The sequence below is a fragment of the Nocardia sp. NBC_01009 genome, from assembly GCF_045208035.1.
GTDB lineage: Bacteria > Actinomycetota > Actinomycetes > Mycobacteriales > Mycobacteriaceae > Nocardia.
The window spans coordinates 6,109,007-6,122,951 of record NZ_CP108695.1 but is presented as its reverse complement, the minus strand read 5'-3'; the positions used below and the strand labels follow the sequence as shown (position 1 = coordinate 6,122,951).

Here is a 13,945-nt window from a genome sequence, read left to right as displayed (position 1 = left end):
TGCGCTGCGCGCATGTCGGAGCCGAGCGTCAGCGAGGCGCGGGCATGAGTGGGATCGAGCTGGACAGCTTTGCCACCACTGTTCTCGCGGACGATCCGGTGGTGCGGGACCATCGGGTGCACGGGGTGCGGATCCTGCCCGGTGTGGTGTATCTCGACCTGATTCTGCGTGCCGCGATGGCGGCCGGCTACGCGCCGGCGGACCTGGTGATCCGGGAGGCGTTCTTTCACCGGCCGGTCGCGTTGGATTCCGGCGGCGCGGTCCGCATCGCATTCCGGGTGGAGGCGAGCAGCGGTCGCGTTCGGATCGATGTGCAGCGGTTCGACTCGGGCGGACCGACCCGGCCGATCGAGTTGGTTGCGGAATGTGTAGTCGCACGGTCTGATTCAGCCGCGGATCCGGAAGCCATGGACCCGGGTGCAGTCCGGGCGGCGCTGGTCGCGGCCCGTGGCCTGGACGAGATGTATCAACAGAGCGGTAGCCGCGGCATCGAGCATCGCGATTTCATGCGTGCCGCAGGCATTTTCGGTCGTCATGAGGATGTGGTGACCGCGGAGCTGACGCTGGGCGCCGAAGGGGCGGCGCACCTGCCCGGGTTCCTGCTGCATCCGACGTTCTTGGATGCGTCGACGATCGTGCCGTTCGTCGATCCGCATCGACTGGGCATCGACGACGACAGCGCGTTCATTCCGATCCACTTCAGCGAGGTTCGGGCGTGGCGCCCGACGCCGGAGCGGGTGTTGGTGCGTGCCCGGCTTCGCGGCCCCAGCCACGCACAGGATCTATTGCGAGCCGAAGTGCGGCTATACGACGAGGCGGGCCGGCCGGTCGCGGACTACCTGCTGACCTCCAAACGCGTTCGAGGCAGGGCGGATATCCATCGACTACTGACCGAGTCCTACGTGGCACCGCCGGCGGCGGCAGCTTCGACCGGTCCGAGCGGACCAGCACCGGCCGAGACCGGGTTCGCGCCGAGCCAGCAGGCGGATACGCGAGATCCGCTCGCGGTGATCACCGCGGACCTGGTGGTGCTTGTCGCCTCCGAGATGGCCGTCGACTCCACCGGTATCGCGACCGACGTGGGCTTCTATGAGCTCGGCCTCGATTCGAGCCGACTACTGCGTTTGACCGCAGAGTTGGAGGCCCGGGTCGGCGAACCGCTGTATCCGACCTTGCTGTTCGAGTACCAGACCATCGATGCGCTTGCCGGGTATCTGGCCGACACGGTCGGCGCGCGGTACCGTGCGGCCGCGACGGCGCCGGTGGCGGCAGCGCCGGTCGCACTGCGCCGAGACGGTTTGGTCACCTTCGGATTCGATTGGCAGCCGGCGGATACGCCGTATCGGCGACGGGAGCCCGACAGCCTGCTCGTCTTCGACACCGCGGATCAGCCGTATCGGCACCAGGGGCGGGCTCCGGTCGTCCGCGTTCGGCCCGGTGGTGAATTTGTCTCAGGTTCCTCCGAATTCGTTGTCGATCCGGCCGACCCGCGGCATCTACGGTTACTGCTCACCGAGTTGTCCACCCGCCGCCGAACCTTCGACGCGGCGGTGTACCTGTGGAGTGAGCGCCACACGGGCTCCGAGGCCGACCCGCACCGGATCGCGGAGCAGGTGTACCTCCCGTTACGCGAGTTGGTGCGGGCCGTGGCGGATACTCCGGACGCGCCCGTGCGACGGATACTGGTCCTATCCACAGCGTCCACACCGGGAAAGCTCAGCAGCGCGCTGATCGGTGGCTTCGCGCGCACCGTGCGGCTCGAGCTGCCGCGGCCGATCGTCCGGGCCGTGCTGTGTGACACCGCCGCCGATCTCGAGGCCGCGATCACTGCCGAACTTGCCATCGACGACCACGACGCGGCCACCGAGATCCGCTATCGCGCGGGCCGCCGCGAGGTCCGCACACCACAGGAAATCTCCCTTGCCGCAGCGAGAACGGCCGCCCCGCTGCTCGAACAGCACCTGGTGGCGATCGTGACCGGCGGCTTCGGCGGCATCGGTCAGCAACTTGCCCGCAAGCTCGCGCGCGAGTACCGGGCCCGGCTGCTACTGGTGTCGCGCAGTCCGCTCGACGAGTCGGGGGCAAGGCTGCTCGCCGAGATCACCGGCCTCGGCGGCGAAGCCGTTCATGTGCGGGCCGATATCGCTGTCGCCGCCGACGTCGAACGAGTCGCGACTATCGCACGCGCCACCTTCGGGCGAGTCGATGCGCTGTACCACGGCGCCGGAGAGCTACGCGACGGTCTGCTCGCCAGCACGACCGGTGATGCAGCGAGATCGGTTCTCGCCCCGAAACTCCGCGGTGCCGAGTGGCTGATCAGGGCGGTCCCGGAGGCGCGCCTGATGGTGCTGTTCTCGTCGGTCTCCGCGGTCTTGGGCAATCCGGGACAAGCGGATTACGCGGCGGCGAACCGGTATCTCGATGCCTTCGCCGAACTGCACGACAACACCGCGGGATCACCCCGGGTGATCAGCATCAATTGGCCGCTGTGGGCCGAGGGCGGGATGCGTCCGCCCACCGAGCAGATCGAGGCGTTGGGGCGGGCGGGAATCGGCTTGCTGCCCACCGACATCGGGCTGGATCTGCTGATGTCGTCCGCGTCGGCCGATCGTGCCCAAGTGGCCTGTGTCTGGGGCGACGCGGAAGCCGTGCGTGCACGACTACGCCAGGGGCCGACCTCCCCTGCGGCTACACCACCCGAGATTCCCTCCGCGCACCCCGCCGAACCCGAACCCGCACAGCAGCGTAGCCGCTTCGAGAGCGACACCGCCCTCGCCATTGTCGGTGTCAGCGGTCGATATCCGGATGCCGACACCCTCGACGAGTTCTGGCACAACCTGCGCGACGGACACGACGCGGTCGGACCCGTCCCGGCCCAACGGTGGTGGCTCTCCACCGCCGATCGCTCGGCAGGCTCCCCACCGATGACGGGTGGGTTCCTGCGGGGCGTGGCCGGTTTCGACCCGCAGTTTTTCCGTATCCCGCCCGCGCACGCCCCACTCATGGATCCACAGGAGCGGTTGTTCCTCCAGCAGGCGTATGCGGCGCTCGAACACGCCGGCTACCACCACGAGGATCCGGCCGTCCGGGATCGGCGGATCGGCGTATTCGTCGGCGCGACCTGGAGCGACTACCGGCTACTCGGAGTGGAGGCCACACGCACCGGCGATCCCGTTGCGGTGGCATCGATTCCGTCGTCCATCGCCAACCGGACGTCGTACACCCTCGGCCTGCGCGGGCCGAGCCTCACCGTGGACACGGCGTGTTCGGCATCGCTGACCGCGTTGCATCTTGCGCGGCGCAGTCTGCTGGAGGGCGAGTGCGACGCGGCGATCGTCGGTGGCGTGAACCTGCTGCTGCACCAGGACAAGTTTCTACTGCTGAGCAGTTTGGGCATGATGTCGGACACCGGCAGGTGCAGGCCGTTCGGTGCGGGGGCCGACGGGTACGTGCCAGGCGAGGGGGTAGGTGCGGTCTATCTCAAACCGCTGCCTACCGCCCTCGCCGACGGCGACACCATCCACGGCCTGGTGCTGGGCAGCGCGGTGAATCACGGAGGGCAGACCGCCGGATACAGCGTGCCCCATCCCGGCGCGCAGGCCGAGGTGATCACCGAGGCGCTACGCGCGGCCGGAGTCGAATCGGGGACGATCGACTACATCGAGGCGCACGGTACCGGAACCGCACTCGGTGATCCGATCGAAATCGCCGGCCTGGCAGTGGCATTCGGGCGGTCCATCGGCGAGGGGCGACAGCGTGCACTCGGCTCCGCGAAATCGAATATCGGGCATCTGGAGGCGGCCGCGGGTATAGCGGGCCTCACCAAGGTGCTGCTGCAGTTCCGGCACGGCCGCATCGCGCCGACCTTGCATGCCGCACAGGTGAATCCGGCGATCGCGTTCGACACGGTGCCGTTCCATCTGCCACAGCAGCTCGAAGACTGGCCGCGCGCCATCGTCGAGGGCGCTGCGCGGCCGCGCAGCGCGGGGCTCAGCGCCTTCGGTGCGGGCGGTGCGAACGCCCATGTGGTGCTCGCGGAGTTCATCGACCAGCGGACGCGGCCCGCGGCGACCGGCGAACCGGAGGTTTTCGTCCTCTCGGCACGGTCGCCCGACCGGCTCCGACGCTACGCCGAGACGATGGCGCGGCATTTCCGCGCACTGGATCCGGGCGATTTCGCCGATGCGGTGCGCACGCTGCAGGTCGGAAGGCCCGCGCTCGCGCATCGACTTGCGGTCGTCGCGACCGGCCCCGATGCGGTGGCAATCGCGCTCGAGCAGTACCTCTGCGACCAGGCGAGCCCTGTGGTGACCGGAACACTGGGCGCCGGTGCGCGGTCGGCAGAACTCGCGCCGGCGACGTCCCTCGAGCAGACGGCACGGCAGTGGGTCGCAGGAACCCCCGTCGACTGGACCGAACCAGCCCGACGGATACCGCTGCCGGGATACCCCTTCGATCAACGGGACTACTGGATCATCGCGCCGCCGAAGTCCGGATTCGACACGGCCGTGGCTGGATTCGAGTCCAGCCCGCGCCAGGGCGGGATCGGCGAGCCCGGACAAGCGGAGCTGGCGCGCTACGCGGCGATACGCCTGTTCGGCGTGCTGACCGACCTCGGACTTGCGGCAGGGCAGTGGTCGGTCGAATCGATGCGTGGGCGCCTCGGTGTGCTGGCCCGCTTCGAGCGACTGCTCGCCAGTTGCCTCGACATCCTGCTCCGGCACGGATTGGTACGGAGCGCGGGTGCCGGGATCGTGGTCACCGGGCCACCGCCGGGAACGACTTGGATGCGCGCGGATCTGCTCGCCCGATTCCCCGAGACCGAAGCGTATGTGACGCTGCTCGACACCTGCTTGACCGCCTACCCACAGGTGCTGCGCGGCGAGTTGGCGGCGACCGAGGTGCTGTTCCCGCGCGGCGAACTCGAGCTGGTCGGCGCGATCTACCGAGGGAACGCGGCCTATGACTTCGCCAACGGTCTGCTCGCAGATCTGGTGGCGGCGGTCGCGCGGGAACGGGCCGACAACCAGGAGCGGACAGGCGATGCGCTGCCGCTGCGAGTGGTGGAAGTCGGCGCGGGCACCGGCGGCTCGACACACGCCGTGGTAGCCGCGCTGGTGGCTTCCGGAGTGCCGTTCGAATACCACTACACCGACGTCGCGCAGAGCTTTGTCGCACACGGCCGGCGTACCTTCGCCGGCCAGGCCGGAATGCGTTTCGGCGTGCTCGATATCGAAGTCGATCCGGTGCGGCAGGGGTTTCCCGTCGAGGGTGCCGACCTCGTGGTGTGCGCCAACGTCTTACACGCGGTGCGGGCGATCGGACCAGCCCTGCATCATGTCCGCCGTCTGCTCGCGCCCGCGGGTGTGCTGGCGTTCACCGAGGCGACCGCCGATCTCGAGGTACTCGCGCTGACATTCGGATTGCTCGAAGGCTGGCACGGGTATCGGGATCCCGAACTGCGGATCGCGCACTCGCCATTGCTTTCGGAGGACCAGTGGCGCGTCGCGCTGACGAACGCAGGCTTCACCGGCGTGCGGGCTTGGGGTCCCGGGTTATTCGCCGACACAGAGCCGAGCTTCCGCCTGCTGGCGGGGGTGAGCGACGCCGTGCCCGCGCTCGCGGCCGCCCTCCCATCTCAGGATGCGGATGGCATCGCGCCGCCGCCCGCGTCGGCTGATCCTGTGAACTCGGTGGATATTTCGAGCCTCGAAGCCGAGATCACCGGCATGGTGGCCGAGGGGCTCGGGGTGTCGGGCGCCGACGTGCACCCGGAGCTACCGCTGTCCGAGTACGGCGTCGACTCGATTCTCGCGGTCAAGATCATCGACCGGGTCAATGCCCGCTACCGATTGTCACTGCGGCCGACAGCGGTCTTCGATCACCCGTCGGTGCGGCAACTGACCCGACGGATCGCCGACGACGGCGCGAAGGCCGCCGCGGCACCCCCCGACGCGGCGTCAGCGGCCGCAGCCTCGGCGCCCGACACCGCCGCACCGGTCGCCACAACACCCGGTACGCCGGCATCCGCCCACTCCGTCATCGCACCGTCGATCCCTGCGAGAAGGACGGCTCCGCAGTCGATGGATATCGCTGTCATCGGAATGTCGGGGCGGTTCCCCGGCGCCGCGAACCTCGAAGAATTCTGGCGAAATCTTGCCGCCGGACGGGATGCGGTGACCGAGGTTCCGCCGTCGCGCTGGCCGATCACCGACTATTTCCGGCCGGGACCGGTGACGCCTGGCAAGACTTACTCGAAATGGGGCGGATTCCTCGACGACGTCGACCGCTTCGATCCGATGTTCTTCGATCTGGTGCCCGCCGAGGCCGACTATATGGACCCGCAGCAGCGGTTGTTCCTCGAACACAGCTGGCTGGCGCTGGAAGACGCCGCGATCGATCCGAAGTCTTTGCGGCGCAGCCGATGTGGCGTATTTGCTGGGTCGCCTGGATCCGATTACGCGACCCTGCTGCGCAGCCGCGCCGGGTTCGGTTCGCATCATATGTTCACCGGCAACAGCCCGGCCATCCTGCCCGCCAGGGTGGCCTACCACCTCGATCTCACCGGACCGTGTCTCGGGCTCGACACCGCCTGCTCGTCGGCGTTGGTCGCGGTGCATCAGGCCTGCCGCAGCCTCGCCACCGGTGAATCCGAGCTTGCGTTGGCGGGTGGGGTGGCGATCTTCGTGACGCCCGAGTACCACCTGTTGGCCGCATCGATGGGGATGCTGTCGCCACACGGCCGCTGCGCGAGCTTCGACGCTTCCGCCGACGGGTTCGTTATCGCAGAAGGCGTCGGGGTGGTGGTATTGAAGCCACTGGCCGCTGCCGAACGCGACGGCGACCCGATCCAGGGGGTGATTCGTGGCATCGGAGTGAACCACGACGGTCGCACCAACGGCATCACCGCACCGAGTACCCGCTCCCAGACCGAGCTGGAACTCGATGTCTATCGCGCCAACGGAATCGACCCGTCGAGCATCGGCTACATCGAAACGCACGGCACCGGAACACGGTTGGGCGACCCGATCGAGATGGCGGCACTCACCTCGGCATTCCGCCACTACACCGACACGGTAGGCACCATCCCGGTCGGCTCGGTGAAGTCGAACATCGGGCACGCGTCGCACGCGGCGGGGATGGCGAGCCTGTTCAAGGTGCTGCTGGCCATGCGCGCCGGGCAGATTCCACCCTCCTTGCACGTCGATTCGGTGAACCCGCTACTGGATCTGGCGAATTCGCCGTTCTTCGTCAACACCGACCTGCGCGCGTGGCCGGACAGGCCGCGGCGCGCCGCCGTCAGCTCCTTCGGATTCAGCGGCACCAACGCCCATCTCGTCGTAGACGGCCACCCGCCGGTTCGGGCACCCTCTCGGGACACCGGCAGCGACGGAGCACAAGTGGTGGTGCTCTCGGCTCGCTCGGCGGACAGCCTCGGTCGCGCGGCGCGGGCGCTGCGCAGGCATCTGGCCGCGCACCCTGAGGTCACGCTCCCGGATATCGCGCGTACCCTCGCCTTCGGCCGAGCGGCCTTCGAGTACCGCCTCGCCATCGTCGCGGAGTCCGTCGACGGCCTCGCGGCCCGCCTGGCGGACTTTATCGAAGGCGACACTCCGGCGCGTGTTTTCACCGGTCTGATCCCCGACACCATCATTGCGGAGCAATCCGCGACGGTAGTCGCTGATCCGAGCGCGGCCGCGCGGCGATGGGTCGCGGGAGAACGAGTCGAATTCGCAGGCTGGTCAGCGGAATTCGCACAGCGGGTACACCTACCGGGATACCAGTTCGAGCGGGAACGGTGCTGGGTGCCCGACGACGGCGCCGCACCCGAGATCACCACCGCGGCGCCAACAGTTGCGGAACCGGCGATTCGACCGACGCGTGTCGATACACCGGCACCCACTGCGGAACCGGCGCCTCGGCCCGGGGTGTCCACCGACGATGCTCCCCTCCAGCGGAGCGCGGAGGAGTATCTCAAGGGTCTGCTCGCCGTGTATTGCCGACTGGATGCGGACCGGATTCGTACACGTATTCCGTTGCAGGACTACGGGATCGATTCGGTACTCATCAGCAGGATGAACGATCGGCTCGAGTCGGACTTCGGTGCACTGCCGAGCACCCTGTTCTTCGAGTACCAGACCGTCCGGGAGCTGGCGGGCTATCTCACCGAGGAGCACCCGGAACGGTTGGTGACGCTGCACACCGCGGCCGCGCGGCCGGTAGCGCCCGACGCACCGGCCTGCGCCACCGCGGTGACCACATCGGCGGACTCCGCCCGCATCTCGGTGCAAGTCGCTACTCCGTCATCCGAGCCGGCTGGCTACGGGACCGGCATGGCCTCCGCCACCACAGCCACTGTCGATGCAGTGGCCACCAGCCCCGCACCCGACGTGGACGACGAAATCGCCGTCATCGGTATGGCGGGCAGATTCCCGATGGCGCAGGACATCGAAGAATTCTGGGCCAACCTGGTTTCCGGCCGCGACTGCATCATCGAGGTGCCGCCGGACCGCTGGGATCATCGTGCTTTCCATTCCGAAGACCCCGACGAGCCCGGCACCACCTATGCGCGCTGGGGTGGCTTCATCGATGATGTCGACAAGTTCGACGCACGATTCTTCGGTATCACCCCCAAAGAAGCCGAGGAGATGGACCCGCAGCAGCGGCTGTTCCTCGAAACATCCTGGGCTGCATTGGAAGACGCCGGCTACTCGCCGGATCGAGTGCGGGCCGGAGCGCGGGCACGCGGACTGGTCGACGCCGGCGTCTTCGCCGGTGTCGGGTATGCCGAGTACCAAGCCTTCGTCGGTGTGCCGATCTCCGGCTATTTCGCCATCCCCAACCGGGTTTCGTATCACCTCGGTTTCAGCGGCCCGAGCATGGCGGTGGACACGGCGTGTTCCGCCTCGCTGACCGCCCTGCACCTCGCGTGCGAGAGTCTGCGCCGCGGTGAATCCGCGTATGCCCTCGCAGGTGGTGTGAATGTGTCGATTCACCCGGGGAAGTACCTGTTGCTCGGCTACGGACGGTGGGCCTCCACAGATGGCCGCTGCCGCTCGTTCGGCGCAGGCGGTGACGGCTACGTGCCGGGCGAGGGCGTGGTCACCCTGGTGCTCAAGCCATTACGACATGCCCGCGCCGATGGGGACCGGGTCTACGGCGTGATCCGCGGCAGCGCCGTCAACCACGGCGGCCGCACCAATGGGTTCACGGTGCCGAATCCGACTGCCCAGGCCGAACTCATCGGCCGCGCACTGACCACGGCCGGGGTGGATGCCCGCGACATCGGCTACGTCGAGGCGCACGGCACCGGTACCGCACTCGGCGATCCGATCGAGATCGCGGCGCTGACGAGGGCCTACCGCCGGTCTACGACCGAGCAAGGCTACTGCGGCATCGGCTCGGCGAAATCGAGTGTCGGGCACTTGGAGGCGGCCGCGGGCGCCGCGGGCGTGGTGAAGGCGCTGCTGCAACTGCGGCACCACACGATGGCGCCGAACCTGCACAGCAACCCGTCCAACCCGGCGATCGATTTCGCCGCGACCCCGTTCCGCATCATCGACACACCTACCGCATGGCCGCGGCCGGATGACGGCGCACCGCGGATTACCTCGGTCAGCTCGTTCGGTGCGGGTGGGGCCAATGCCCATGTGATTCTCACCGACGCCGACCAGCTCCCACCATTCGAGCCGGATGACCGGCCGCGGCTTGTGGTGCTGTCGGCGCGCGATGCCGATCGCCTGACCGATGCAGTCGGACGATTGACTCGTCGGCTGCGGGAGAACCCGCTGCCACTCGCTGATGTGGCCTGGACACTGGCCGTCGGGCGTGCGCCGTTCGAGCATCGGCTCGCCGTGGTGGCCACCTCGACGGCAGAACTGGTCGAGCTGCTGGAGAGTGCGGCCGATCCCGCCGCGCGGGTGCCCGCGGCGGGGCTGCTGGTCTTCCGAGGCGTGGCCCGCACCCATCGTGAGCTCGACGAGTTGCCCGGTGAATCCGAGGCGGACCGCACCGAGCTGCGTGGCCTGCTGCGTTCCGGCAACCTGCCGCGAGCGGCCGAATTGTGGACCGCCGGGTGGACAGTGGAGTGGGAACGGGTCTACGAGCGCCCCTTCGGCCGCATCGTCAGCCTGCCCACCTACCCTTTCGCGCGGCGCAGGCATTGGATCGTGCCCGAGGACTACCGTCGCCGCACCGAGCCCACCGGGACGCCGCAACTGGTGGCGAAGACGGTTGTTGCGCAGAGCCCCGAGCTGACCGACTCCGGCCCGCGTAACGGCCACCGACCCAATGGTGCTGCCGCGCAACGTATCCCGGAGTCGGGCGAGGCGAACATCGATACCGAGGATGGCAACGGCGTTGCGATGGTCGCCTTCCCGATTGCGGCAGACCCGGAACCCGCAGCGCCTGCGGAACCCGACGAAGAGCTGGGCGCCCTACTGCAGGAGCAGATCCGCGATATCTTCGCCGATCTCACCAAAACGGATCCGGCAGAACTCGAGCTGGACGCGGATTTCGTCGACTTCGGCTTCGACTCCGTGGCCACGGTGCGGATGCTCAACCGGCTCATGAAGCTGCACGAGGTCAAGATTCCGGCGGAGTCGATCGAGCTGTATCCGACGATCAGGTCACTGGCCGACTACCTTGTTGCCGAAGGGATCATCGTTTCCTCGACGCCACCGATCGGCGCTCCGCAGAGCACGGCTGCCGCACGCGCGGCCGATGCACAGGACGACATCACCGTCGTCACCGTGGATGCACCGATCGCCGTGGAGTCGGTCTTCATCACCGGCGTCACCGGTGTGCTCGGCGGCAAGGTGCTGCACGATCTGCTGGTGCACACCGACGTTCGGGTGACCTGCCTGGTGCGTGGCACCTCATTGGCCGCGGCCGAGAAACGGATCAAGCACTTCCTTGCCACCTACGACCCGGACGGCGCCCTCGACGACACCTTCGCGGCCAGGGTCACACCAGTGCTCGGTGATGTATCGAACGACAGATTCGGTCTGGACGAGGTGACCTGGCGCCGCATCGCGCAAGAGGTCGACCTGACCATCCACGCCGCGGGCCGCACCACGCTTGTCACCTTCTACGACGCGCTCGCACCGATCAACGTCGAAGGCACAAGGCGCGCTGTTGATTTCGCGCTGCAGTCGCGTGGTAAGTACCTCGTGTACATCTCCAGCTTCAGTGCGTTGGGTGACCGGCTCAACTTCAACAACCCGCCGTTCACCGAGCGCGACCTCGAATTGGGCCAGGGCTACGACCATCTGCCGTACCAGCAGACGAAATACGAGTCCGAGAAACTCATCAGGGCGGCCAGCGAGCGTGGCCTGTTGTGGGACATCGTGCGTCCGGGAAACATCATGGGCGACAGCGTCACCGGGCGATACCCGTTCTCCGAGGTGAGCGTCAAGGGTGCCTACTACGACATCCTCAAGACGATGATCGAGACCGGCGAGACGATGCTGACGCCGGTGCACTGGGACATCACCCCGGTCGACTATGTCAGCGCGGCCATCGTGCACATCGGGTTGCGCAGACCGACCTATCGCGAAACCTACCACCTGACCAACCCGGACATCCGGCGCTACTACGACGTCGTGCGCTACGTCCAACGGGCCGGGTACGACGTAGATCTCGTGCCGCTCGAGGAATTCCATCGCCGGGCCACCGAACGTCAGATCTATCGCCGTGGCACCGTCGAGGTCTACGACAGCCAGACCCTGGAGATGTTCAAGTACGGCATCGAGCTCTTCGGCTTCATCCACTACGAGGAGAGCTCCTACGCCGATGGCGCGTACACCCGGCGGGTGCTCGGCGCGGCGGGCATCGACTGTCCGACGACCGAGCGGCTGGTCCAGGTCTATCTGGCCCACTGCGCGGAGGTCGGCTACATCCCGACGCCGAAGGCGGCCGAATCGACCGTCGAGGCGGCGCGATGAGTGGGCACTACGCCGTCCCGAGTCCACCTGTCTCGAGCAGTCCACACGTCGGTCCCCGACGAGGGGGAGTTGCGGCTGGAGGTACGGGGCTGATGAGACCCACATATTCAGCGTTCGTCTTGCCGATGGGGTCCGCGGAGGTAGGGCGATGAATGCCGAGTGCACCCTCGTCTTTCCTGGTCAAGGCGCGCAGCGGGTCGGGATGGGCGCGGACTTCTGCGCCGAATTCCCGGTCGCGCGTGCGGTTTTCGACGAGGCGGCCGAGGCGGTAGGGGAGAATCTGCTGCGGATCTGCGTCGAACGGGATCAGCGGCTGCATCGCACCGAGTACACCCAGCCGTGCGTGCTCACCATGGAGATCGCGGCACACCGGGTGCTGACGGCCGAATGCGGTGTGCGGCCGGTCGCATTCGGCGGACACAGTCTCGGCGAGTACAGCGCGTTGGTCGCGGCCCACGTCCTCGAGTTCGCCGATGGGGTCCGACTGGTCCGAGCCCGCGGTGCGCTCATGCAGCGGGCGGTGGCGCAGGGCCGTGGCGCGATGGCGGCGCTCATCTTGCCTGGCATCGCCGCGCACGGAGTGGCCGAACTCGTCGCCGGCGTCGGCGCCGAGGTCGCCAACGACAACTCGCCGGAGCAACTCGTCATCAGCGGCGCCACCGAGGCCGTCGCGGCCGCCAGAGTGCTCCTCGCCGAGCGTCTTCCGGAGCTGCGGTTCGTTCCACTGCGGGTGAGTGCACCCTTCCACTCCCGGTTGATGCGGTCGATAGAATCGGAATTCGCCGGGTACGTCGCCGACTGCGCGCCGCGGCTGCGTGCGGACCGTGCGACCGCGGTGACCTCGAACTTCACCGGCGAGTTCCACCGGCCCGAGACACTCTCCGATCATCTCGTCCGCCAGATCAGCGCGCCGGTCCGCTGGCAGGACAATATGCGAGCACTCGGTCGCACCGGAACGGCGATCGTCGAAATCGGCCCTTCGGCGCCCCTGTCGAAGTTCTTCGCGGCAGTCGGGGTGGAGGTGTCGCGACTGGTGACCGTTGGTGATCTCGCGATGTTCCATTCCGAGCCACCGCAGGCGGCTGTGCGCACGGAGCCGACCCCAGCGCGAATGCCGAGTGCGCGACCCGTGCCACCAGCGGCGAGCATGCCGACGACGCAGGCCCCGCCGCCCACGCCGAGTGTAGGGCCCACACCATCACCCGAACAGCCGGTCGTATCAATCACATTCGGTGCGGGCGACACCGCGGATCGGCTGGTGTTGCATCGGCGGCAGACCACCCCTGCGCGGTTGCGCCTGTTCTGCTGGCCGTTCGCGGGTGGGAAGGCCGCGGCCTACACGCCGTGGCGGACCCGGTTGCCCGATTGGGTGGAGTTGTGCGCCGTCGAATTGCCGGCCAGGCACCGGCATCTCGGGCAGACACCAATGCGCGGATTCGGGGAATTGGTGGATGCCGCAGTGGCGCAGGTGGTTTCGCTCACCGACTTGCCGTTTGCCTTCTTCGGCCATAGCCTCGGTGCGCTGACCGCCTTCGAGGTCGCGCGCCGACTCCCTGCGGGGGTCACTCCGGAGGTGCTGTTCCTCGCAGCGTCGGTGGCACCGCACCTGCCGCGGCCGGGACGTCTGTCGAGCCTGTCGGATGATCAATTCCTCTCCGCGGTAGGGCATTACGGCGGCATCCCACCTGAGGTCCTGGATTCGCCCGAGGTGATGGCATTGTTCCTGCCCGCATTGCGCAGCGACTTCGAGATCTTCGACGACTATCGGTTCGTCCCGCACCCGCCGCCGACCTGCCCGGTCCACCTCTACGGCGGACGGGACGATCGCCAGGTGGCGGCCACACAACTCGAGGCTTGGCGCGATGTGCTGCCGGGGGTTCGCTCCATCGAGCTGCTGCCGGGCGGTCACTTCTTCCTCCTGGACCAGCGCGACGCGCTGGTCCACTCCATCGCCGACAAGCTGCGCACCGTCTATCCGAACGCGGTACCCGCCTGATGAA

2 protein-coding genes are annotated in these 13,945 nt (G+C 67.8%); both read left to right on the top strand.

Features of this window, described 5'->3' with window-relative positions; genetic code table 11:
• Window positions 1–44 precede the first annotated feature (44 nt).
• Window positions 45–11,945 carry an SDR family NAD(P)-dependent oxidoreductase gene (locus OHA42_RS27430; protein ID WP_406230693.1) on the top strand — a complete coding sequence of 3,967 codons (11,901 nt, stop codon included), beginning with the start codon at window positions 45–47 and terminating at the stop codon, window positions 11,943–11,945.
• Between the two features lie 148 nt (window positions 11,946–12,093).
• A complete protein-coding gene (locus tag OHA42_RS27425) occupies window positions 12,094–13,941 on the top strand; it encodes a thioesterase domain-containing protein (protein ID WP_406230692.1) in 1,848 nt (615 codons plus the stop codon).
• Window positions 13,942–13,945: the final 4 nt, after the last annotated feature.

Coding starts and splice junctions, on each gene's coding strand:
- OHA42_RS27430 (WP_406230693.1), top strand. CDS start 45: ATGAGTGGGATCGAGCTGGACAGCTTTGCCACCACTGTTCTCGCGGAC.
- OHA42_RS27425 (WP_406230692.1), top strand. CDS start 12,094: ATGAATGCCGAGTGCACCCTCGTCTTTCCTGGTCAAGGCGCGCAGCGG.